Consider the following 21,720-nt stretch of genomic DNA (forward strand, 5'->3'; position numbering starts at 1 on the left):
GCCCCAGGGGCTCACCCCCGGGGCAAGCCCATAAGACAGAGGCTCAGGCGTTCGCCGCGCGGCCGGCCAGCCACCGGTCGGTGACGGCCGCAACGCGCACGCCGAAGGCGCGCGCCGTTTCGAGGTCGCCCGCGGGCGGCGCCTCTTCGGGCGTGGCGTCGGCCGGCGACTGCGCGAGCAGCCCGGTGAAGCCGCCCACGAAGTTCACGTCGTTGCGCGTGGCGGCTTTCGTGTTTGCGGGCAGCATGCCGGTGCCGGTCCAGACCATGCCATGCTGCATCGACAGCGTGACGAAATACTGGATGGTCGAAAACTTGTCGCCATTCATGGTCGCCGAGTTGGTGAAGCCGGCGGCGATCTTGTCCTTCCACTTTTGCGTGAACCACGCCTTCGAACTCGCGTCCGCGAACTTCTTGAAGTCGGCGGACGGTCCGCCCATGTAAGTGGGCGCGCCGAATACGATGGCGTCGGCGGCGTCGAGAGCCGCCCAACCCGCATCGTCGATCTCGTTCACGGCGATCATCCTTGCGTCGGCGCCCGCGCCCTCAATCCCCGCCAGGATGCTCTCCGCAAGCTTCTTCGTATGGCCGTAGCCGCTGTGATACGCAATGACGATCCGGGACATGGACAACTCCATTCAAGGGGGGCGAGGCGCTGCGTCGCTACCCGCGCGTCGCAGCAACGGGACGCATCATCTTAAACTTTTCCGTGTTGCAGCATCCGTCGCGTGGCGCATCGGCAGCGAGCCGTGCGCAACCGCGCCCGGGTCAGCGGCCGTATGTCACGGTGATTTGCGCACTTCCGAGCGCCGAGCCGCTGATCTCGCGATCGAACAGCGCGGCGGGGCGGCCTTGCGCGAGTGGGAGCGTATCGACGTTCAGCGCGTAGACGGTGATGACGTAGCGATGCGGATTGCCCGGCGGCGGACACGGTCCCCCATAGCCGTCGATGTTGAAATCATTGCGCGCCTCGATCGCGCCGAGCTTGCGCAGCGCGCCCGAAGCGCTGGCGTTCTCCGGCAGGCTCTTCACGCTCGCGGGAATATTCGCGACGGCCCAGTGCCACCAGCCGCGCCCCGGCGCGTCGCGATCGAAGATCGTAATGGCGAAACTGCGCGTATTTGCAGGAACGTTGCGCCACGTCAAGCTTGGCGATTGGTTAGGCCCCTTGCAGCCTGCATCGTTGAAGATCTGGCGTGGTCCGACTTTTCCGCCGTCGCTCAAGTCGGCGCTCGATACCGTGAAATTTTCACCTGCGCAGGCCAGGTTGGCGGTCGTCACCATGCTGGCCATGGCGAGCCACGCCAGTACGCTCACACGGCGTATGCAACCTGGCTCAAAGTCGTATGGAGTACGCATCAGCGAGTTCTCCTGTATGTTTGCGAAAGTCGGGTCACGTGGTCCTGAAGGAAAGGTTTGACTGGTTCCCTGGTCCCAATCTGCTTCAATATAGCGGTATAAGCGAGCGAGCTTTCGCCTGCACACGTACAGAATGAGCGGAAAGATTCCGCTATAGTCATACATTCTCCTGTTCGGGCACGCGAAGCCGTCGGGCGCCAGAAACAAGAAGCGAAATAGCGGATGGCCTCGCGCCGCAGAGAGAAGCAGGTTTGCCTACAGGGAGGGCGAATGCAGCAGCCAATCAGGGTCGTAGTTGCCGACGATCATCCGGTGATCTTGTTTGGTGCGGAACATGCACTGCTCAGCTTTCCCGGGATCCAGGTCGTTGGCCGCGCCCGCCAGTCCACCGAGCTCGTCAAGGCGTTGCAAACGGGCCCCTGCGACGTGCTGGTGACCGACCTTGCCATGCCGGGCGGCCAGTACGGCGATGGTCTGCCGCTCATCGGCTACCTGCGGCGCAACTTCCCGAACGTTCCCATCGTTGTCCTCACGATGCTCGAAAATCCCGCGCTCCTCAAACGCCTGGGCGAACTCGGCGTGTTCGCGGTAGTGCACAAATCCGACGACCTGAGCCACATCGGCCTCGCGGTTCAGCGTGTGAGCCGCAATCTCGAATATATGAGCCCACAGGTGAAGATTGCGCTCGATCAATTGCGCATCAACAGCGGCGGGAAAACCGATGAAGTGATTCTCTCAAAGCGGGAACTCGAAGTCGTACGACTCTTTGTTTCGGGCATGACGATTAAAGAAATATCCGAGAAGTTGAACCGGAGTATCAAGACGATTAGTACTCAAAAGAACACGGCGATGCGCAAGCTCGGACTCGATCGAGACTCCGGACTTTTCCAGTACGCGCAGAGCAATGGCTTGCTGAATCTTTCTTCGCACGCGCCCAATGTGCCTGACGAGGACAATGAGGCACAAACGGCGCATTGAGCCCGCCGCTTTGCGCCGACCAGAAAAAAGGCCATCTGCCCGGGGAGGCAGATGGCCTTTTGCTATATGCCCGCGCTTGCGCGGCGCGTGCGCTTACTGCGGTGCCGCTGTTGCGCCGCCGTGCGCAGCCGACCACTCGGCCGGAGCGTGCAGGAATTTCTCGACTTCGTCGAGCGTCTTCGTTTCGAAGTAGCCCGACTCCTTGGCGACACGCAGCACGTCCCACCATGTGGCGAGCGCATGCAGGTCGACGTCGATGTCCTTCAGGACCGAGACGCTTTCCTTGAAGATGTTGTAGTGGAACAGCACGAAGCAGTGGTTCACCTGCGCGCCGGCCGTGCGCAGCGCGTTGATGAAGTTGATCTTGCTGCGGCTGTCGGTGGTCAGGTCTTCGACCAGCAGCACGCGCTGGCCTTCGGTGAGCAGGCCCTCGATCTGCGCGTTGCGGCCGAAACCCTTCGGCTTCTTGCGCACGTACTGCATGGGCACCATCAGGCGGTCGGAGAGCCAGGCCGCGAACGGGATGCCCGCGGTTTCGCCGCCGGCGACGGCGTCGATCTGCTCGTAGCCGACGTCGCGCAGGATCGTGGCTTCGGCCATTTCCATCAGGCCGCGGCGCACGCGCGGATACGAGATCAGCTTGCGGCAGTCGATATAGACCGGGCTCGCCCAGCCGGAAGTGAAGATGAAGGGCTTTTCGGCATTGAAGTGCACGGCCTTCACTTCGAGCAGCATTTTCGCGGTTGCGTCCGAGATCGTCTGGCGATCGTAGCCTGTCATGGGCGAATCCTTGGATATGAGTGCGGGAGGAGGGTGGGCGCATGGCCCGGTGGCGCTGGCACGGCGGGCGCGAAGCATGGCTTCGGCGCCTGCGGTGCGCGGCCCGAAGGCGTGGATCGTCTGACCCGTTTTTCGACTGCGTCACTGCATGGGGTCAAGGCGACTCGCCCGGTCCGGACGGCTTCTCTTGCGCGCGTAGGCCGGTATTTTACCCGACTTGACGACCGCCGACGAGTTGCACGGGCAACCCGCGGGCAACCGATGGCGCCGACCGTCAGCGATGTGGGGCGCGAACGCCGGCGCCGCTGCGCTGCGCACGGGTTGCGTTGCGGTTGTGACGGTCCGGCCACGCCTTTACACTCACGCCGGTTTGCGCTTCCCGTGCGCGCACGTTTCTCAGGATTGCCCACATGACCGCCGTTCCTACCAATCCCGCCGCCGCCGCCACGCGCGGCCATGCCCTGCGTGCGCTCGTCGCCTCGGTGCTCGGCTACGCCATGGACGGCTTCGATCTGCTGATGCTCGGCTTCATGCTGCCCGCGATCAGCGCCGATTTGCATCTGTCCGGCGCGCAGGCGGGCGCGCTCGTCACATGGACGCTCGTCGGCGCAGTAGCGGGCGGTATCGGGTTCGGGCTGTTGAGCGACCGCTACGGCCGCGTGCGCGTGCTCACCTGGACCATTCTGCTGTTCGCCGTCTTCACCGGCATGTGCGCGCTGGCGCGCGGCTACGGCGACTTGCTTGTCTACCGTACCATCGCGGGCATCGGGCTGGGCGGCGAGTTCGGCATTGGCATGGCGCTCGTGGCCGAGGCGTGGCCCGCGGCGCTGCGCGCGCGGGCGTCGTCGTACGTCGGGCTCGGCTGGCAACTGGGCGTGCTGGCCGCGGCGCTGTTCACGCCGCTGCTGCTCCCGCTGATCGGCTGGCGCGGCATGTTCGCCATCGGGCTGCTGCCGGCGGTCGTTTCGTTCGCGGTGCGGCGGCGCGTGGAGGAGCCCGGGATTTTCCTCGCGCATGCGCGGCGCATGGCTGCCGCCGCCAGGGCCGAGCGTCCCCGCGCCCTGCGCATGCTCGTGGCCGATGCGCGCACCGCGCGCGCGAGCCTCGGGGTGGCCGTGCTCTGCTCGGTGCAGAACTTCGGCTACTACGGGCTCATGATCTGGTTGCCCGCGTACCTTTCGAAGTCCTTCGGCTATTCGCTCACGAAGTCGGGGCTCTGGACCGCCGCGACGGTTGCCGGCATGGCGCTCGGCATCTGGCTTTTCGGCGTTGCGGCCGACCGGTTCGGGCGCCGCCCAGCGTTCCTGTTCTATCAGGCGGGTGCCGTAGTGATGGTGTTCGTCTACGCGCAGCTTTCGACGCCGTTCGCGCTGTTGATCGGCGGCGCGGCAATGGGCGTGTTCGTCAACGGCATGATCGGCGGTTACGGCGCGCTCATCTCCGAGTTGTATCCCACCGCGGCACGCGCGACCGCGCAGAACGTGCTGTTCAACATCGGCCGCGCCGTGGGCGGCTTCGGACCGCTCGCCGTGGGCGCGCTGGCCGCGCGCTATTCCTTCACGGCGGCGCTCGGCATGCTCGCCGCCATCTACGTGCTCGACATTCTCGCAACCCTCTTGCTGATTCCCGAACGCCGCGGCGCGGCGCTCGAATGAGCAGCGTGCATCGGTCAGACGAAAGCGCTGCCGCATCCGCATTATCGGCCGTGCGAATTCCCGATATCAGTCTTTGACCCACGTGGATGCGAATGGCGCCAGGTGTACACTAATCGGCCCTGCTGGAACGCTCGTGCCGTGCGAACCGGCGGGCCTACGACCATAAAAGATTCTCTTTCTCACGTCTCTCATGTCCAGGCAGGCCTGAAAATGGATGAACAACTGAAGCAAAGCGCGCTCGCGTATCACCAGAATCCGAGGCCCGGCAAGATCTCGGTCACACCGACCAAACCGCTCTCGAACCAGCTCGACCTTTCGCTCGCTTATTCGCCCGGCGTTGCGGCCGCGTGCATGGCGATTCACGAAGAGCCGCTCGACGCACAGAAGTACACCTCGCGCGCCAACCTCGTCGGCGTCGTGACGAACGGCACGGCCGTGCTCGGCCTTGGCCACATCGGCCCGCTCGCGGCCAAGCCGGTCATGGAAGGCAAGGGCTGCCTCTTCAAGAAGTTCGCCGGCATCGACGTGTTCGACATCGAACTCGACGAACTGGACCCGGACAAGCTCGTCGACGCCATCGCGATGCTCGAGCCGACGCTCGGCGGCATCAACCTCGAGGACATCAAGGCGCCCGAGTGCTTCTACATCGAGCAGAAGCTGCGCGAGCGCATGAAGATTCCGGTCTTTCACGACGACCAGCACGGCACGGCCATCATCGCGTCGGCGGCGATCCTCAACGGCCTGAAGGTCGTGGGCAAGGATCTCGGCAGCGTGAAGCTCGTGTGCTCGGGCGCGGGCGCGGCGGCCATCGCGTGTCTGGACCTGCTCGTGAAGCTCGGTCTGAAGAAAGAGAACATCCTCGTCACCGACTCGAAGGGCGTGATCTACGAAGGCCGCGGCAATCTCGATCCGTCGAAGGCGCGTTACGCCGCCAATACCCAGGCGCGCACGCTCGGCGACGCGATCAAGGCCGCCGACGTGTTCCTCGGCTGCTCGAGCGCGGGCGTGCTCAAGCCCGAGATGGTGAAGGAAATGGGCGACAAGCCGCTGATCCTCGCACTCGCGAACCCGGAGCCGGAAATCCGCCCGGAAGAAGCGAAGAAGGTGCGCCCGGACGCGATCATCGCCACGGGCCGTTCGGACTATCCGAACCAGGTCAACAACGTGCTGTGCTTCCCGTTCATCTTCCGCGGCGCGCTGGACGTGGGCGCGACGACCATCACGGAAGAGATGAAGCTCGCGTGCGTGCGCGCGATCGCGGAACTCGCCGAGGAGACCGACCAGGGCGACGAAGTGGCGAAGGCCTACGAAGGCCACACGCTCGAATTCGGCCCGGAATACCTGATTCCGAAGCCGTTCGATCCGCGCCTCATCATCAAGATCGCGCCGGCCGTGGCGCAGGCCGCGATGGATTCGGGCGTGGCCACGCGCCCGATCCAGGACATGGAAGCCTACCGCGAGCAGCTCGGCGCGACGGTCTACCGCTCGGGCATGGTGATGCGCCCGGTGTTCGCGGCGGCGAAGGCCAACTGCGCGCGCATCGTGTTCGCCGAGGGCGAGGACGAGCGCGTGCTGCGCGCCGCGCAATTCGTGCTCAACGAGAAGATCGCCAGGCCGATCATCGTGGGCCGTCCGTCGGTCGTGGAAATGCGCCTGAAGAAGATGGGCTCGAAGCTGCGTCCGGGCACCGACTTCGAGATCGTCGATCCCGAAGACGACCCGCGCTTCCAGAAGAGCTGGCAGGCGTATCACGAACTCGGCGCGCGCCAGGGCATCACGCCTGACGTGGCGAAGGCTTCGGTGCGCAAGTTCAACACGCTGATCGGCGCGATCCTCGTGCATCTGGGCGACGCCGACGGCATGATCTGCGGCCTGCTGAACAGCTTCGACTATCACCTCAAGTTCGTCGATCAGGTGTTCGGCAAGGCGAAGGAAGCCCAGAACTACGCGGCGATGAACCTGCTGATGCTGCCGGGCCGCAACATCTTCATCAGCGATACCTATGTGAACGAAGTGCCGAGCGCCGAACAGCTCGCCGACATGACGATCCTCGCCGCGCGCGAAATCGAGAAGTTCGGCATCACGCCGAAGGTCGCGCTGCTTTCTTCGTCGAACTTCGGCAGCGTGCGTTCGTCGACATCGCAGCGCATGCAGGCCGCGCGCGAGCTGATCGCCGCGCGCGAACCGCAGCTCGAAGTGGACGGCGAAATGCACGGCGACGCCGCGCTCTCCGAGCTGATCCGCAAGCAGTCGTTCCCGGGCACGACGCTCACGGGCGAAGCGAACCTGCTGATCATGCCGAACGTGGAAGCGGCCAACATCGCCTACAACCTGCTGAAGGTGATCGGCGGCGAAGGCGTGACGGTGGGCCCGTTCCTGCTGGGCGCTTCGAAGCCGGTGCACATCCTCACGCCGGCGGCCACCGTGCGACGCATCATCAACATGACGGCGGTGGCTTCGGCTAACGCCACGGTCGCGAAGGCTGCGGCGAAGTAATCGCATCGGCTTGAATCGCCTGATGTGAAAAGGGCGCTCCGGATTGCACGGAGCGCCCTTTGCTTTTTACGGCCTCAAATCAAGCAAGCGTCAAGCCGCGTGCCGCGCCGCGCCGTTTTCCGGCGAGCGCCATTTCGCGAGCAACGTGGCCCACTTCGCGCGCGTGGCCTTGAGGTTGTTCTCCTTGATGTGGCCGTAACCGCGAATCGCGTCGGGCAGATTCGCGAGTTCCACCGCGAGCGGCAGATTCGCCTCGCTCAATCCGCCGATCACCTCGCGCATCAGCGTCTCGTACTCGCCGATCAATGCGCGCTCGTGACGGCGTTCCTCGGTGCGGCCGAACGGGTCGAGCGCCGTGCCGCGCAGGAACCTGAACTTCGCGAGCACGCGCATGGCCGTGAGCATGCGCGGGCCATACTGCTTCTTCACGAGCTGGCCTTTGTCGTCGTGCTTCGCGAACGAGGGCGGGGCGAGATGGAAGTTCACCTTCCAGTCGCCTTCGAAGCTCGCCTTGATCTTCTCGATGAACGCCGGATCCGCGTAGAGGCGCGCGACCTCGTATTCGTCCTTGTACGCCATCAGCTTGTGCAGGTTCTTCGCCACCGCTTCGGTGAGCGGAGACTGGCCGTCCAGGTGGTCGAGCTTCGCTTCGGCCTGGCGCACACTTTCGACGAACGCGCGATAGCGCCGCGCGTAAGCCTCGTTCTGATACGCGGCGAGATATTGCGCACGCTTTTCGATGAGCGTGTCGAGCGCCCTGGGCGTGTGCAGCGAGACGATCTTCGCGCCAGAGTCGGTTTCCAGGCTCGCGGCGTTCTGCTCGGGCATCGGCTTCTTCACGAGCTGATCCACGGCGGCGCGATCGTGCGCCACGCGGCGGCCCCATTCGAACGCCGCGAGATTCTTCTCGACCTGCACCGCGTTCAACTCGATCGCGCGTACGAGCGACTCGTGCGTGAGCGGCAGCCAGCCCTTTTGCCACGCGAAGCCGAGCACGAACGGGTTCGTGTAGATCGCGTCGCCGAGCAGCGCGAGCGCATAACGGTTCGCATCGACGGTCGCGACCTTGTCCGTGCCCGCCGCGGCGCGCACGTCAGCCTCGGTGTTGGAGCCCGGGAACTGCCACTGCGGATTCTTGATGAACTCGGCGGTCGGCGTGGGCGCGCTGTTGAGCACCACGTGCGTCATGCCTTCCTGCATGCGCGAGACGCAGTCGTCGCCGGCCGTCACGATGGCGTCGCAGCCGATCACGAGGTTCGCCTCGCCCATGGCGATGCGCGTCGCGTGAATGTCGGCGGGCCGGTTGGCGATCTGCACGTGGCTCATCACCGCGCCGCCCTTTTGCGCGAGGCCGGTCACGTCGAGCACGGTCACGCCCTTGGCTTCGAGGTGTGCGGCCATGCCGAGCAGCGCGCCGATCGTCACCACGCCGGTGCCGCCCACGCCCGTCACGAGCACGCCGTAGGGGCGGTCGATGGCGGGGACGTCGGGCGTCGGGACGGTTGGCATCGCATCGTTGGCCACGCTGCTCGTCTTTGGCTTGCGCAACTGGCCGCCTTCCACCGTCACGAAGCTCGGGCAGAAGCCCTTCAGGCACGAGAAGTCCTTGTTGCAGGTGGACTGGTTGATCTGGCGCTTCGTGCCGTATTCCGTATCGAGCGGCTCGACGCTCAGGCAATTCGACTGCACCGAGCAATCGCCGCAGCCTTCGCACACCGCCTCGTTGATGACCACGCGCTTCGCCGGGTCCGGATACGTGCCGCGCTTGCGGCGGCGCCGCTTTTCGGTGGCGCAGGTCTGGTCGTAGATCAGGATCGTCGTGCCGGGAATCTCGCGCAGTTCGCGCTGGATCGCATCGAGCTGGTCGCGGTGGTGGATCGTCACGCCCGGCGCGAGCTTCGCGGCGGGTTCACCTTCGTACTTGCCGGGTTCGTCGGTGACGATCGCGATATTCGCCGCACCTTCGGCGGCGACCTGATGCGTGATCTGCGGCACGGTGAGCGTGCCGTCGACAGGCTGGCCGCCCGTCATCGCGACCGCATCGTTGTAGAGGATCTTGTAGGTGATGTTCGCCTTCGAGGCGATCGCCGCGCGAATGGCGAGCAGGCCCGAGTGGAAGTAGGTGCCGTCGCCGAGGTTGGCGAACACGTGCTTGTCGTTCGTGAACGGCGCCTGGCCGACCCACGCCACGCCTTCGCCGCCCATCTGGCTGAAGGTGCTCGTGTTGCGGTCCATCCACACCGTCATGTAGTGGCAGCCGATGCCGGCCATCGCGCGCGAGCCCTCGGGCACGTTCGTCGACGTATTGTGCGGGCAGCCCGAGCAGAACCACGGCTTGCGCTCGGCCTGAACGCGCGGCTTCGCGAGCGCCTTTTCCTTGGCCTCGATCACCGTCATGCGTGCGGCGATGCGCGCGCGCACGTCGGACGGCAATTCGAACTTGTCGAGCCGCGTGGAGATCGCCCGGGCGATGATCGCGGGCGATAGCTCGTAGTGCGCGGGCAGGAGCCAGTTGCCCATCGGCACCGACCATTCGCCGCCCGCGCCGTCCTTCTCGTCGAACTTGCCGTACACGCGCGGCCGCTGTGCGTCGGGCCAGTTGTACAGCTCTTCCTTGATCGCGTATTCGAGAATCTGACGCTTTTCCTCGACCACGAGAATCTCTTCGAGGCCGCGCGCGAAAGCGTGCGCGCCCTGCGCTTCGAGCGGCCACACGCAGCCGACCTTGTAGAGCCGGATACCGATGCGCGAGCAGGTTTCGTCGTCGAGGCCGAGGTCGGTGAGCGCCTGGCGCACGTCCAGATACGCCTTGCCGCCCGTGATGATGCCAAAGCGCGCATGCGGCGAATCGATCTCGATGCGGTCGAGCTTGTTGGCGCGCACGTAGGCGAGCCCCGCGTACCACTTGTAGTCGAGCAGCCGCGCTTCCTGTACGAGCGGCGGATCCGGCCAGCGGATGTTCAGCCCGCCTTCGGGCATCGCGAAGTCTTCGGGGAGGATGATGTTCGTGCGATGCGGGTCGAGTTCGACCGAAGCCGACGATTCGACCACGTCGGTCACGCATTTCATCGCGACCCAGAGGCCCGAGTAACGGCTCATCGCCCAGCCGTGCAGGCCGAAGTCGAGGTATTCCTGCACGTTCGAGGGGAACAGCACGGGCAGGCCGCAGGCCTTGAAGACGTGCTCCGACTGGTGCGCGAGCGTGGACGATTTGGCCGCATGGTCGTCGCCGGCGAGCACGAGCACGCCGCCGTGCGGCGACGAGCCGGCTGAATTGCCGTGCTTGAACACGTCGCCGCTGCGGTCGACGCCGGGGCCCTTGCCGTACCACATCGAAAACACGCCGTCGTATTTCGCGGACGGGTACAGGTTCACCTGCTGCGAGCCCCACACGGCGGTCGCAGCGAGGTCTTCATTCACACCTGGCTGAAAAACGATCTGATGCGCGGCGAGATGCTGCTTCGCCTTCCAGAGGGACTGATCGAGACCGCCGAGCGGCGAGCCACGATAGCCTGAGATGAACCCCGCGGTATTGAGACCGGCGGCCTTGTCGCGTTCCTGCTGCAGCATCGGCAGGCGGACCAGCGCCTGGATGCCGCTCATGTACGCACGGCCGCGTTCGAGGGTGTATTTATCGTCGAGCGTGACGGAAGCGAGCGCGGCTGTAAGCGTTGCGCGCTGACCTGCGTCTAGCGGGGCATTCATTATGTGTCTTCCTCCATCCAACCAATCCGTTGTGGGATCGCCAGAACTTCAGGGCCTCGGCATCTTGTGAATGCTCTGGCCGGGGTCGCCATATTGGCTTCTTTTTTTCGATAGTAGCACTCGGATAAACCCGCCGCTTCGGGGCCCGGAGCGCCGCGCCGCACTGCGCTGCATGTTTCGGGCCCGTGGCGCCATGTCGCGCAAGCGGCCTGAAACCGCTGTGTAATAAAGGATGTGTCGAATTCCTCTGAGGAGTAACAACCTGTAAAACTTGCACTGCCTGGGAACCGGTCTTGAATATCCTGTCTAACTTCCTCATCTGTGCGAACCGCGCAGCTTCCCTGGCTGTTAACAGTTATTAAAAGGGGTACTACTGCGAAAGGCAGTCCAAAAAAGGAGTCCCAGCATGAATCATCGACATATCCAGACCTTCTTGACGGTCTCGGCCGCGTTCTTCGCCATGAGCGCGCCGCTGCATTCGAACGCCAGCACGAGGAGCGGCGAGAGTGCGACGACCCGATGCACTCAGTACACGCTGAGCGTGAAGGCTGATACGAACGCCATGCCGGCCGCGAAGGCCGAACGCAAGGCCTGATGCCGCGCTGATCCGCGCAGCATTCCATTCACCCGAATCCGGCGCCGGGGTGTGCGGCGGCGGATTCAAAAAGACAAAAAGGGCGAAGATCGTGCGATCTTCGCCCTTTTTGTCTGGCTTTGGCCGAAATTGCCGGCGCGGGTGCGTCAGGCCTTGTCCTGCACCACGCCACGGCGGATCTGGTCGAGTTCGATCGACTCGAACAGCGCCTTGAAGTTGCCTTCGCCGAAGCCCTGGTTGCCCTTGCGCTGAATGATCTCGAAGAAGATCGGGCCGATCTGGTTCTCCGTGAAGATCTGCAGCAGCAGGTCTTCGGGCATGCCGTCGATCAGTATCTTGCGCTTCTTCAGTTCGTCGAGCGGCTCGGTGTGGCCCGGAATGCGGCGGTTCACGAGCTCGTAGTACGTGTCGATCGTGTCGAGCAGCGCGATGTTCGACGCGCGCAGGCCGTCCACGGTGCGGTAGATGTCGTTCGTGCCGAGCGCAATGTGCTGGATGCCTTCGCCGTGATAGGCGTCGAGGTATTCCTGGATCTGGCCCGCCGTCTCGCCGCCTTCCTCGTTGATCGGGATGCGGATCTTGCCGCACGGCGATGTCATCGCCTTCGACTTCACGCCGGTGACCTTGCCTTCGATGTCGAAATAGCGGATTTCGCGGAAGTTGAAGAGTCGCTCATAGAACTCCGCCCATTCGGCCATCCGGCCGCGGTGGACGTTGTGCGTGAGGTGGTCGATATAGGTGAGGCCGTGGCCGACCGGGTTCTGCCCGGCGCCCGCGATCGGCTCGAAGTCGACGTCGTAGATGCCGATGTCGCCAATGCTTCCCGGCGCCGCACCGTTCTTGCCGCGCCAGCGGTCGACGAAATAGATCAGCGAGTCGCCAATGCCCTTGATGGCCGGAATGTTCAACTCCATCGGGCCCGTCTTGTTGTCGAAGCCCCACGCGCCGAGTTCGAGCGCGTGCTTGTAGGCCTTGGCGGCGTCCTGCACGCGGAAGGCGATCGCGCAGATCGACGGACCGTGCAGGCGCGCAAAGCGCTGGGCGAACGAATCGGGTTCGCCGTTGACGATGAAGTTGATGTCGCCCTGGCGGTAGAGCGTCACGTCCTTATGGCGATGGCGCGCGATGGCCGTGAAGCCCATGCGCTCGAACAGCTTGCCGAGCGCCTTGGGGTCCGGCGCCGTGTATTCAATGAATTCGAAGCCGTCGGTGCCGACGGGGTTCTCCCAGTTGGGGACCTGCATGGTTGTCTCCTGGCTGATATAGATCAGATTTCGTGTTGCACAGTGTAGTCCGCCGTATTGGGAGAAAACTTGCGAGTTGGGTCGCGTTGCCGTCGATATGCGCTATAAACTGCCTTGATTGAATGTCTGGAAGGCAGAAAATGGCAAGCATCGAATTGGACGCAATCGACAGGCGCATTCTGGCGATTCTTCAGGAGAATGGCCGACTCTCGAACCAGGAGATTGCCGAGCGCGTGAATCTGTCGCCGAGCCCGTGTTTGCGGCGCATCCGGCGGCTGGAGGAAAGCGGCGTGATTCGCAGCTACGTGGCGCTGCTCGATGCGCAGAAACTGGGGCTCGACCTGCTGGCCTACGTGAATGTGCGGCTGGAAAAGCGCGGGCCGACGGCGGCGGGGCGCGAGGGCGTGACGCACGCCGAGCTGTTTCGTGCAGCGGTGCAGACCTGGCCGGAGGTGGTGGCCTGTCACGCGATGACGGGTGACATGGACTTCCTGCTGCGCGTGCAGGTGGAGGACATGGCGCACTTCTCGCGCTTCGTGCAGGACCAGTTGCTGCACCATCCTTCGGTGATCGACGTGAAGTCCAGCTTTTCGCTCGACACGTTCAAGGAAACGACGGCTTTGCCGATCCGCTGATCGCGCCTGCGTGCAGCAGGCGCAAAAAAAGCGGCCGAAGCCGCTTTGTCAGTGCATTAGTCTGTCCCGAAGGGCAGGAGTCACGCCGCGACAGCTTGCGGCAGGATCGTTTCCATCAGCTTGCTGGCCTGGCGTGCCTGACGCTTGAGCGCGTAGTCGAACACGGCGGCCTGCTCCTGGAGCATTTCGGCGATGATGCTGCTCTGGTCGGCCGGCTCGAGCGAGAGATAGGCGTCGGCTTCGCCGTAGGCGTACTCGATCTTCATGCCCGACTTCTTCGCGATGTGCATCATCGTCGAATTGCGCGACAGGCAGTGCATGTAAAGCGTGGTGACGTGCGTGTTGCGGCTGCGGATGGCGGCGCGCTCGAACAGCTTCGAGCCAATGCCCTGGCCGCGCGCGCTTTCCAGCACGGACACGCCGAACTCGGCCGTGCGGCCGTTGCCGTCCGCCGGCAGGTAGGCCAGATGGCCCACGCCCACGAGCTGCAGCTGGTGGTCGAACACGCCGAACACGGTGTCGCGCGTGAAGTCCATCGAGCGCACGTACTTTTCGATCACGTGGTCTGGTGCGGCCTGCCCGAAGCGCAGCAGGCGGTCATCGCTGTCGAGCGAGAGAAAGTGCGCGAGCAGGCGTTCGCGGTCTGCCGAGGTGAGCACTCGCACCATGACGGGCGCATGACCGGACGTCAGCGCACGAGCGGACGACATGATCGGCACGTTGGCTTGGGTCGAAAGCGGGTTCATGATGGGTTCTCCTTAAAATGCATGCCGCATGATGCAGCGCAAAACGCATTCTAGCGGAAACCCTGGGTGCGCTCTAGGGAAAACCCGGAGTGCAAATTTGAGTGTTGCGCCTAATTAATAAAAATATAAGCGCAAGTGATTGATTATTAACGTTTATTTGAGGTGGATCGTTTGACGCGTCAACTGTTGTCTTGATGCATCATGTCGCAGCGCAGCAATCTGGCCCGAAAATTTCCATTGCCCGGGATACCGTCCGGGCTACCTTCAGGCGCCCTTCAGACCGTGATCGACCATGGCGATCACCTGCTCGGCGAAATCGCGATAGCCCATGCGGCCGCCGGGCTTGAGCCACGTGAACGTCCAGTTGATCATGCCGAACACCATCATCGTCAGCGCGGTCTGGTTTTCGGTCGTGACCTGGCCGGGGTACGCGCGCGCGAGTTGACGCGTAAAGGCGGCGACCACGTCGCGCTGGCGGTTCAGGATGATCTCGCGCTGCGTGTCCACAAGGTATTTGACGTCGTTCAGGAGCGCCACGTGGCGGCTGTGCGAGGTTTCGTATTCGGCGAGAAACGCGCGAATCAGCTCCGCGAAGCTTTCGCGCTCGTCGTGACCGCGCCGCTGGCTCGCGCCTTCCACCTCCGCGATGATCAGCATGAGGCGCTTGGTGTAGCGATCGAGCAGGTCGAAGAGGATCGCTTCCTTGCTCTCGTAATAGTGATAAAGCCGAGCCTTCGAGGTGCCGCTGGCGGCAGCGAGGTCCGACATCGAGGTGCTCGGGTAGCTGGTCTGCGCGAACTTGGCGGCGGCGAGCTCGAGGATCTGGTCGCGTTGGGTTTCGTGGTCGGGCGCTCGGGTGCGTGCCATGGGAATTCAGCGGGGGAGGGAAAGATGCGCGGCAGTTTGCGGCAAGGGCGCACGCGCGGCGCGCGCGGCAGCGGCGAGCGGGGCGCAGGCGGCGCACATATCGTCGCGCAGACGCAGCTCTTCTGCCGCGCACAGTTCGCGCAGGCGCCACAGCACGACCGGCTCGCCAACCGTGAAGCCGGCACCGCCACGCGTGAGCGCCGCGCCGAGCGCGTCGCTGGCGAGCCACGATGCGTCCGCCGGGCGGCCTTCATGGGCGTCGAGCACGTCGAGAATCATGGCGTCGAGGTCGTTCCAGGTGCCACTCGTGAAAGTGTTGTCGCGCCAGCGGCGCGTCTCGCCGTTGGCGAACTTGGCTTCCTGCCACTCCAGCGCGAGACGCGTGATGCGCAGCACCGAGATCGGCGCGGCGTCGGGCAAGCGTGCCTCGATGCGGGCCGCGGCGTTCGGGCGCGAAACTTCGTCGGCAGCCAGGCGCACTTCGTTCAGGCGCTGCGGCATGTCGCGCAAGCGGTAGCAGACACGCCGCAGCGCGAGCTGGTGGGCGGCGTCGTGCGTGTGCCAGATCACCACATGGGAGTCGTCGGCTTCGAGCGCATTCAGTGCCGCGCAGTCGTCGTGGGCGAGGGCCGGCGGCGCATCGCCAAGACGCTCCCAGAAGGCGGCGCGTTGCGCCACGCCCGGATCGCCCGCCACGTCGATGTCGCGCAACGGGCCTACCGTCAGATCATCGCGCAGGGCGATCACGCGGTCCGGACGGCACGCCGCTTCGAGAGCCTGACGTAGCGCCGTGACGGCCGGCTCGCCGTAAATGAGGTGAATCGTGGTCATCGACAACTCGTTGCGTTCACGCTGAACGCCCTGTAAGCCCGAAAGCACGCAAATAACTAAAGGAGCCGCCCGCGGGGTGTCGCAGCGCTGCGCTGCAACACCCGCGGGCGGCCCCTAGTGTAAGCGGATCGCCTGCAGGCCGAAAGCGTGCTGTTGCGCTAACGCCTTAACGTTCGTCGAAACTCACGACTACACGCTCGCTCACCGGATGGCACTGGCAGGTGAGCACGAAGCCGTCCTTCACCTCCTGCTCCTCGAGCGTGTAGTTCTTGTCCATCTTCACCTCGCCTTCGAGCACCTTGGCGCGGCAGGTGCAGCACACGCCGCCCTTGCACGCGTAAGGCAGCGCCAGACCCGCCTTCAGGCCGACGTCGAGCAGGCTCACGCCCTCGTACGGCAGGCGCATCCTGCGCTTTTTGCCGTCGATGACGATTTCGAGGTCGGCGGCCGGCGTGTCTTCGGTGATCTCGACGTTGGGCACGCCCGCCTGCGGCAGCGGCGAGCCGAAGCGCTCCACGTGCACCTTCTGCGGCGGCACGCCCGCGTCCTTGAGCGCGGCTTCGGCGGCGTCCATCATCGGGCCGGGGCCGCAGATGAAGGCTTCGTCGATCTCGTCGGCGGGCAGCAGCGTGTCGAGGAACGCCGCGCACTTGGCTTGATCGAGCACGCCGTTGAAGAGTTCGACGTCCTGCAGGTCGTCCGAGAGCACGTGATAGAGGCGCAAGCGGCTCATGAAGCGGTTCTTCAGGTCTTCCAGCTCCTCGGCGAACATGATCGCGTCGACGCTGCGGTTGCCGTAGACGAGCGTGAACGCGCTGCGCGGCTCCGTTTCGAGCGTCGTCTTGATGATGGCGAGCACGGGCGTGATGCCCGAGCCGCCCGAGAACGCCACGTAGTGCTTGCCGTGTTCGGCGTTCAGGTGCGTGAAGAAGCGGCCATCGGGCGTCATCACGTCGATCTCGTGGCCCGGCGCGAGCTGCTCGAACGCGAAGTTCGAAAAACGCCCGCCGCGCACGCGCTTGATGCCGATGCGCAGCTCGCCATCGCGGTCGTAGTCGGTCACGCCCACGCAGATCGAGTACGAACGGCGCGTTTCTTCGCCGTCGATGTGCGTCTTGAGCGTGACGAACTGGCCTTGGGTGAAGCGAAACGCCTCGCGCAGCTCGGGCGGGACCTCGAAAGCGACGGAGACCGCGTCCGCGGTTTCAGGCCGCACTTCGCGGATGCGCAGCGAATGGAATTGCGGAGTGGCCATATCAGTACGGTTTGAAGTAGTCGAAGGGTTCGCGGCAGTCGATGCAGCGGTAGAGCGCCTTGCACGCGGTCGAGCCGAACTGCGCGAGGCGTTCGGTGTGCTTCGAGCCGCAGTGCGGGCAGGCGGGCGCGGGCAACGGCTTCGGTTTTGCGACGAAGGTGATCGGCTGTTCGGCCGATCGATGCGCGGGGCCGCAGTTGCCGCAGTGGTCGACAGCGGGCGGCGCGATGCCATAGGCGCGCAGCTTTTCGCGCGCTTCGCCGGTGATCCAGTCGGTGGTCCATGCGGGCGTGAGGGTCGTCGCGATGCGGTAGGGCGCGAGCGCGGCGGCGTCGAGCGCGTGCGCGACGTCCTCCGCGATCTGCGACATCGCCGGGCAGCCGGAGTAGGTGGGCGTGATGATCACTTCGATCTGGCCGTCGTCGGCGCGGCGCACGTCGCGCAGGATGCCCAGTTCGCGAATCGACACGACCGGAATCTCCGGATCTGGCACCGATTCCAGCACTTCCCAGGCGCGCTCGAGCGCGTGATCTGCCGTTGCTTGCATCGTGACTTCCTCTGTTCCTGCGGGGGGGCTTACCAGCGCGCGTCAGGATGCTGGCGCGCGAGGCTCTGCATCTCGGCCAGCACGAACCCCATGTGCTCCGAGTGCTCGCCGTGCTTGCCGGTCGTGACGTGCGACACCTGCGCGGGCATGGCGAGCGTGGCTTCTTCGAACGCGGCTTGCACGTCGGTGCGCCACGCGGCTTCGAGCTGTGCGGCGAGCGGCGCGATGCCGGCTTCTGCCACAGCCGTTTCCACGGCATCGGTGCTGAAGAACTCGCGCGTGTACGGCATCAGCCAGTCGACGGCTGCCTGGGCGCGGCGGTGCGATTCGTCGGTGCCGTCGCCGAAACGGATCAGCCACTCGCGCGCATGGTGCACGTGGTAGCGCGTTTCCTTGATCGAGCGCCCGGCGATTGCGGCCAGCTGCGGGTCGGCGGAGCGCAGCAGCGCGGTCCACAGATGCTCCATCAGCGTGGCGTAGAGGAAGTTGCGCACGATCGTCACGGCGTAGTCGTTGGCCGAATGTGTCGTGCCGGCGAGCGGGCCGAAATGCGGCAGCTCCGCGAGCGTGTAATTCGCGAACTCGCGCTCGGCGCGGAAGTAGGCGTAGTCGTCCTCGGTGCGCTCGCGGCCGGTGAGCGCCTTTTCGAGCGTGGCGGCATGCGTGTAGAGCAGGCGCGCCTGACCGATCAGGTCCAGGCTCATGTTGGCGAGCGCGATGTCTTCTTCGAGGATCGGGCCGTGGCCGCACCATTCCGTATTGCGCTGACCGAGGATCAGCGCCGTATCGGCGAGGCGCAGCACGTACGCGAGATGTCCGGTTGTGGGCGTCGTCATGTTGCGCTCTTACATGTGGTTGACTTCGTCGGGCAGCGTGTAGAACGTCGGGTGTCGATAGATCTTGTCGCCGGCCGGCTCGAAGAGCTCAGCCTTTTCGTTCGGATCCGATGCCGTGATTGCCGACGACGGCACCACCCAGATGCTCACGCCTTCCTGGCGACGCGTGTAGACGTCGCGCGCCATGCGCAGCGCCATCGAAGCGTCGGAGGCGTGCAGGCTGCCGCAGTGCTTGTGGTCGAGGCCCTGCTTGCTGCGCACGAACACTTCCCAGATCGGCCATTCCTTGTTCATCGTGGATCTCCTTCCTGATTCCAATGTTGGTTACGCTGCGTGCTTTTCGGCGCGCCGACGTTGCTTTTCGGCATGGGCGAGGGCGGCTTCGCGCACCCATGCGCCTTCGTTGTGCGCCTTCACGCGCGTGCCGAGACGCTCGCGGTTGCACGGGCCGTCGCCGTTCACGACGCGCCAGAATTCTTCCCAGTCGATCGTGCCGTAGTCGTAGTGGCCGCGCGCTTCGTTCCACTTCAGATCGGGATCGGGGAGCGTCACGCCGAGCACCTTTGCCTGCTCGACCGTGGCATCGACGAACTTCTGGCGCAGATCGTCGTTCGAGATGCGCTTGATGCCCCATTTGGCCGACTGGTTGCTGTGGACCGAATCGGCATCGCTTGGGCCGAACATCATCAGCACCGGCCACCACCAGCGGTTCACGGCTTGCTGAACGAGTTCGCGCTGCGCTTCGGTGCCGCTCATCATGGCGAGCAGGGCGTCGAAGCCCTGACGCTGGTGGAACGACTCTTCCTTGCAGATGCGGATCATGGCGCGCGCGTACGGGCCGTACGTGCAGCGGCACAGCGGGATCTGGTTCATGATCGCCGCGCCGTCCACGAGCCAGCCGATCACGCCGACATCGGCCCACGTGGGCGTCGGGTAATTGAAGATGCTCGAATACTTGGCCTTACCGGCGTGCAGTGCGTCGATGAGCTGCTCTCGCGAAACGCCGAGCGTTTCCGCCGCGCTATAGAGATAGAGGCCGTGGCCCGCTTCGTCCTGCACCTTGGCGAGCAGGATCGCCTTGCGCTTGAGGCTCGGCGCGCGCGAGATCCAGTTGCCTTCCGGCAGCATGCCGACGACTTCCGAGTGCGCATGCTGCGAAATCTGGCGCACGAGCGTCTTGCGATAGGCTTCGGGCATCCAGTCCTGCGGCTCGATCTTGCCGTCGGCGGCCATGATGGCGTCGAACTGCGCCTGCTCCGGGGAGGCGGCGTCCGCGTCGGGCGGAGCCACGTTGCCGGGGATGTCGAGGGATTGCGTGTACATGGAGACGCTCTCGTCGAAGTGGGATATCGGGTTTGGGTACGGTGAACAGTATAAATCAACCGACCGGTCGGTAAATGAATTTTTTGAGGTAGGGCAAAGAAATTTGAGCCTATCGCTGAGTTTTAGTGGGGCAGAAGCGGGATTGCCTGGGATTTGTGCGCGCGATGGCTTGGGCGCGGGTTTTTGCGCGGGTTGGTACGCTGGACTGTCAGGCGGATGGAAGGCTGCGCACCGGGCCATGGGGCACAATGCGCCTTTGCCTGCGCACTCGTTCCCGGATGAAAATTTCTTTTGCTCCTCTCGCGGCTGCGGCCGCAGTGTTCATTTCACTTGGCGCCGCGTCTGCGGCATACGCGGACCAAGCTTCGGCCCCTTGGGTCACGAGCTGGGCGACGGCGCTGCAGTCGATTCCCGAGCGCGACGCACTCCCGGCGCTGTACCGCACGCCCGAGGTCGCGGGTCGTACCGTTCGGCAGATCGTGTATCCGACGCTGGGCGGCACGGTTGCGCGGGTGCATGTGAGCAATCTCTATGGGCGCACGCCGCTCGTGATCGAGGCGATGGCGATTGCGCCGTCGGCGGGCGGCGCGGCGGCGAGCGAGGCGGGTATGGCGCGGGTGACCTTCGGCGGGCGGGCTGCAGTGTCGGTGCCTCCGGGCGCTGCGCTCGATAGCGACCCGGTGCAGGTCGAGCTAAAGGCGCACGCGCCCTACGCCATCAGTTCCTATATGGGACCCGGGCAAAAGATGGTCGCGTGGCACCGCGTGGCGAGTCAGGTGAATTACGTCTCGCGTCCGGGCAATCACGTTGCGGATCCGTCGATTGGCGCGTTCACCGGGCGTTTTACGCAGTACGCGTGGGTGACGGGGCTGGCGGTCGAGGCGCCGGGGGCTTCGACAGTCGCGGCGATCGGCGATTCCATTACCGATGGCATGCGTTCCTCGCTCAATCAGAACCGTCGCTGGCCGGACGCGTTGGCGCGCCGCATTGCACAGTCGCAGCGCACCGATCTCGCCGTGATCGATCTCGGGATTAGCGGCAACCGGCTGCTGAGCGATTCGCCTTGCTACGGCGAGGCGCTCGAGCGGCGCTTCGGCCGCGACGCGCTCGGCCACCCGGGTGTGAAGACCGTGGTGCTGCTCATCGGCATCAACGACATCAACTTCCAGGCGATGCCGGCGCGATCGGGCCTCGACTGCGACTTTCCTCATACGCACGTCGACGCGAACGACCTGATCGCTGGGTACCGCCGCGTGATCGCGCAGGCGCATGGGCGCGGCGTACGCATTTTCGGCGCGACGCTCACGCCGGCTTCGCTGCCGCCGGAGCGCGAGGCGATCCGCACGGCGGTGAACCAGTGGATCCGGACGAGCGAGGCGTTTGACGGCGTGGTCGATTTCGACGCGGCGCTGCGGGACCCGGCGGATCCCGCGCGACTGCGCTACGGCTACGACAGCGGCGACCACATCCACCCAAGCGACGCGGGCTACGCGGCGATGGCGAATGCGGTGCCGCTGGAGGTTCTTACCCGGAAGTGAGGAATATTTCCCGCCACCCCCTTGCACGGCGCAGGCGGGGGCGCTAAGATTCGCCCCCTTCGCCGTTCGATGTCCCTGACGTCCGGGCAGCGAGGGCCGCCGCGGGAACCGGCGGTTTGCGAAGTCAGCAGCCTTTTTAAGCGGTGAGCGAAAAAAAGGGGTTGACGAAGCGATAAAGAGTCTTCATAATCTCGTTTCTCTGCTGCTGACGCAGCAACGCAGAAAACGCCGGGTGATGGTGGTAACGCAGTTCTCCGGCGGGTTTCGCGAATGCTCTTTAAAAATTTACAGCCGATAAGTGTGGGCGCTTGATGCGGTGGCGGCCTGGTTT

Annotated in this window: 19 protein-coding genes; 6 read left to right on the plus strand and 13 right to left on the minus strand. The window is 64.6% G+C overall.

What is annotated here, in order from left to right; translation table 11 throughout:
* Positions 1-43: 43 nt before the first annotated feature.
* Both C7411_RS29065 and C7411_RS29070 read right to left on the minus strand, forming a co-directional pair.
* A complete protein-coding gene (locus tag C7411_RS29065) occupies positions 44-625 on the minus strand; it encodes a flavodoxin family protein (RefSeq protein ID WP_110387320.1) in 582 nt (193 codons plus the stop codon).
* A gap of 142 nt (positions 626-767) precedes the next feature.
* Entirely contained in the window at positions 768-1,292 is a 525-nt protein-coding gene (locus C7411_RS29070; RefSeq protein ID WP_243413388.1) for a YbhB/YbcL family Raf kinase inhibitor-like protein, read from the minus strand.
* Between the two features lie 336 nt (positions 1,293-1,628).
* On the opposite strand from C7411_RS29070, the gene C7411_RS29075 reads away from it, so the two are divergent.
* Complete coding sequence (locus C7411_RS29075; RefSeq protein ID WP_110387322.1) at positions 1,629-2,336, plus strand: response regulator; 708 nt, start codon at positions 1,629-1,631, stop codon at positions 2,334-2,336.
* A 93-nt stretch (positions 2,337-2,429) separates the two neighbouring features.
* Here C7411_RS29075 and C7411_RS29080 read toward each other — a convergent pair whose 3' ends face one another.
* The gene (locus C7411_RS29080) at positions 2,430-3,116 is read right to left on the minus strand and encodes an orotate phosphoribosyltransferase (RefSeq protein ID WP_028221696.1); all 687 of its coding nucleotides are present in this window, start codon (positions 3,114-3,116) and stop codon (positions 2,430-2,432) included.
* Between the two features lie 410 nt (positions 3,117-3,526).
* Here C7411_RS29080 and C7411_RS29085 point away from each other — a divergent pair, with 410 nt between their 5' ends.
* Positions 3,527-4,771, plus strand: coding sequence for an MFS transporter (locus C7411_RS29085; protein WP_110387323.1), 1,245 nt, complete (start codon positions 3,527-3,529; stop codon positions 4,769-4,771).
* 210 nt (positions 4,772-4,981) lie between these two features.
* Positions 4,982-7,267, plus strand: a complete 2,286-nt coding sequence (locus tag C7411_RS29090) for an NADP-dependent malic enzyme (protein ID WP_110387324.1) — start codon at positions 4,982-4,984, stop codon at positions 7,265-7,267.
* Between the two features lie 90 nt (positions 7,268-7,357).
* Here the strand turns inward: C7411_RS29090 and C7411_RS29095 are convergent, their stop codons facing one another.
* Positions 7,358-10,972 carry an indolepyruvate ferredoxin oxidoreductase family protein gene (locus tag C7411_RS29095; RefSeq protein ID WP_110387325.1) on the minus strand — a complete coding sequence of 1,205 codons (3,615 nt, stop codon included), beginning with the start codon at positions 10,970-10,972 and terminating at the stop codon, positions 7,358-7,360.
* 406 nt (positions 10,973-11,378) lie between these two features.
* Between C7411_RS29095 and C7411_RS29100 the strand changes: the two genes are divergently transcribed.
* Positions 11,379-11,567 (plus strand): hypothetical protein, encoded by a 189-nt coding sequence (locus C7411_RS29100; RefSeq protein ID WP_110387326.1) that lies wholly within the window; start codon positions 11,379-11,381, stop codon positions 11,565-11,567.
* 146 nt (positions 11,568-11,713) lie between these two features.
* On the opposite strand, the gene hppD is transcribed toward C7411_RS29100, so the two are convergent.
* Entirely contained in the window at positions 11,714-12,811 is a 1,098-nt protein-coding gene (gene hppD, locus C7411_RS29105; RefSeq protein ID WP_110387327.1) for a 4-hydroxyphenylpyruvate dioxygenase, read from the minus strand.
* A gap of 140 nt (positions 12,812-12,951) precedes the next feature.
* Between hppD and C7411_RS29110 the strand changes: the two genes are divergently transcribed.
* On the plus strand, positions 12,952-13,446 hold the full coding sequence (locus tag C7411_RS29110; protein WP_028203439.1) for an Lrp/AsnC family transcriptional regulator: 495 nt from the start codon (positions 12,952-12,954) through the stop codon (positions 13,444-13,446).
* An 80-nt stretch (positions 13,447-13,526) separates the two neighbouring features.
* Here C7411_RS29110 and C7411_RS29115 read toward each other — a convergent pair whose 3' ends face one another.
* The 8 genes from C7411_RS29115 to paaA all read right to left on the minus strand — a co-directional run bounded on the left by C7411_RS29115 (position 13,527) and on the right by paaA (position 19,851).
* Positions 13,527-14,192, minus strand: coding sequence for a GNAT family N-acetyltransferase (locus C7411_RS29115; RefSeq protein ID WP_110387328.1), 666 nt, complete (start codon positions 14,190-14,192; stop codon positions 13,527-13,529).
* Between the two features lie 264 nt (positions 14,193-14,456).
* Complete coding sequence (locus C7411_RS29120) at positions 14,457-15,059, minus strand: TetR/AcrR family transcriptional regulator (protein ID WP_110387329.1); 603 nt, start codon at positions 15,057-15,059, stop codon at positions 14,457-14,459.
* A 6-nt stretch (positions 15,060-15,065) separates the two neighbouring features.
* Complete coding sequence (locus C7411_RS29125; RefSeq protein WP_110387330.1) at positions 15,066-15,890, minus strand: DUF1835 domain-containing protein; 825 nt, start codon at positions 15,888-15,890, stop codon at positions 15,066-15,068.
* Positions 15,891-16,056: 166 nt separating this feature from the next.
* A complete protein-coding gene (paaE, locus tag C7411_RS29130) occupies positions 16,057-17,145 on the minus strand; it encodes a 1,2-phenylacetyl-CoA epoxidase subunit PaaE (RefSeq protein ID WP_110387331.1) in 1,089 nt (362 codons plus the stop codon).
* Between the two features lies 1 nt (position 17,146).
* The gene (gene paaD / locus C7411_RS29135; protein ID WP_110387332.1) at positions 17,147-17,692 is read right to left on the minus strand and encodes a 1,2-phenylacetyl-CoA epoxidase subunit PaaD; all 546 of its coding nucleotides are present in this window, start codon (positions 17,690-17,692) and stop codon (positions 17,147-17,149) included.
* Between the two features lie 29 nt (positions 17,693-17,721).
* A complete protein-coding gene (gene paaC / locus C7411_RS29140; RefSeq protein WP_110387333.1) occupies positions 17,722-18,528 on the minus strand; it encodes a 1,2-phenylacetyl-CoA epoxidase subunit PaaC in 807 nt (268 codons plus the stop codon).
* 9 nt (positions 18,529-18,537) lie between these two features.
* A complete protein-coding gene (gene paaB, locus C7411_RS29145; RefSeq protein WP_028203445.1) occupies positions 18,538-18,822 on the minus strand; it encodes a 1,2-phenylacetyl-CoA epoxidase subunit PaaB in 285 nt (94 codons plus the stop codon).
* 30 nt (positions 18,823-18,852) lie between these two features.
* Positions 18,853-19,851 (minus strand): 1,2-phenylacetyl-CoA epoxidase subunit PaaA, encoded by a 999-nt coding sequence (gene paaA, locus C7411_RS29150; protein ID WP_110387334.1) that lies wholly within the window; start codon positions 19,849-19,851, stop codon positions 18,853-18,855.
* Between the two features lie 278 nt (positions 19,852-20,129).
* On the opposite strand from paaA, the gene C7411_RS29155 reads away from it, so the two are divergent.
* Positions 20,130-21,389 carry an SGNH/GDSL hydrolase family protein gene (locus tag C7411_RS29155; RefSeq protein WP_110387335.1) on the plus strand — a complete coding sequence of 420 codons (1,260 nt, stop codon included), beginning with the start codon at positions 20,130-20,132 and terminating at the stop codon, positions 21,387-21,389.
* The last annotated feature ends 331 nt before the right edge of the window (positions 21,390-21,720 follow it).

This window comes from Paraburkholderia silvatlantica (genome assembly GCF_003096715.1).
Lineage (GTDB): Bacteria > Pseudomonadota > Gammaproteobacteria > Burkholderiales > Burkholderiaceae > Paraburkholderia > Paraburkholderia silvatlantica.

Bases quoted from the DNA above. Each gene is read 5' to 3' on its own strand.
- C7411_RS29095 (WP_110387325.1), bottom strand. From the start codon at position 10,972: ATGAATGCCCCGCTAGACGCAGGTCAGCGCGCAACGCTTACAGCCGCG.
- C7411_RS29155 (WP_110387335.1), top strand. From the start codon at position 20,130: ATGAAAATTTCTTTTGCTCCTCTCGCGGCTGCGGCCGCAGTGTTCATT.
- paaA (WP_110387334.1), bottom strand. From the start codon at position 19,851: ATGTACACGCAATCCCTCGACATCCCCGGCAACGTGGCTCCGCCCGAC.
- C7411_RS29065 (WP_110387320.1), bottom strand. From the start codon at position 625: ATGTCCCGGATCGTCATTGCGTATCACAGCGGCTACGGCCATACGAAG.
- C7411_RS29120 (WP_110387329.1), bottom strand. From the start codon at position 15,059: ATGGCACGCACCCGAGCGCCCGACCACGAAACCCAACGCGACCAGATC.
- paaC (WP_110387333.1), bottom strand. From the start codon at position 18,528: ATGACGACGCCCACAACCGGACATCTCGCGTACGTGCTGCGCCTCGCC.
- C7411_RS29075 (WP_110387322.1), top strand. From the start codon at position 1,629: ATGCAGCAGCCAATCAGGGTCGTAGTTGCCGACGATCATCCGGTGATC.
- C7411_RS29100 (WP_110387326.1), top strand. From the start codon at position 11,379: ATGAATCATCGACATATCCAGACCTTCTTGACGGTCTCGGCCGCGTTC.
- C7411_RS29115 (WP_110387328.1), bottom strand. From the start codon at position 14,192: ATGAACCCGCTTTCGACCCAAGCCAACGTGCCGATCATGTCGTCCGCT.
- hppD (WP_110387327.1), bottom strand. From the start codon at position 12,811: ATGCAGGTCCCCAACTGGGAGAACCCCGTCGGCACCGACGGCTTCGAA.
- paaE (WP_110387331.1), bottom strand. From the start codon at position 17,145: ATGGCCACTCCGCAATTCCATTCGCTGCGCATCCGCGAAGTGCGGCCT.
- C7411_RS29080 (WP_028221696.1), bottom strand. From the start codon at position 3,116: ATGACAGGCTACGATCGCCAGACGATCTCGGACGCAACCGCGAAAATG.
- C7411_RS29085 (WP_110387323.1), top strand. From the start codon at position 3,527: ATGACCGCCGTTCCTACCAATCCCGCCGCCGCCGCCACGCGCGGCCAT.
- paaB (WP_028203445.1), bottom strand. From the start codon at position 18,822: ATGAACAAGGAATGGCCGATCTGGGAAGTGTTCGTGCGCAGCAAGCAG.
- C7411_RS29110 (WP_028203439.1), top strand. From the start codon at position 12,952: ATGGCAAGCATCGAATTGGACGCAATCGACAGGCGCATTCTGGCGATT.
- C7411_RS29090 (WP_110387324.1), top strand. From the start codon at position 4,982: ATGGATGAACAACTGAAGCAAAGCGCGCTCGCGTATCACCAGAATCCG.
- C7411_RS29125 (WP_110387330.1), bottom strand. From the start codon at position 15,890: ATGACCACGATTCACCTCATTTACGGCGAGCCGGCCGTCACGGCGCTA.
- paaD (WP_110387332.1), bottom strand. From the start codon at position 17,692: ATGCAAGCAACGGCAGATCACGCGCTCGAGCGCGCCTGGGAAGTGCTG.
- C7411_RS29070 (WP_243413388.1), bottom strand. From the start codon at position 1,292: ATGGCCAGCATGGTGACGACCGCCAACCTGGCCTGCGCAGGTGAAAAT.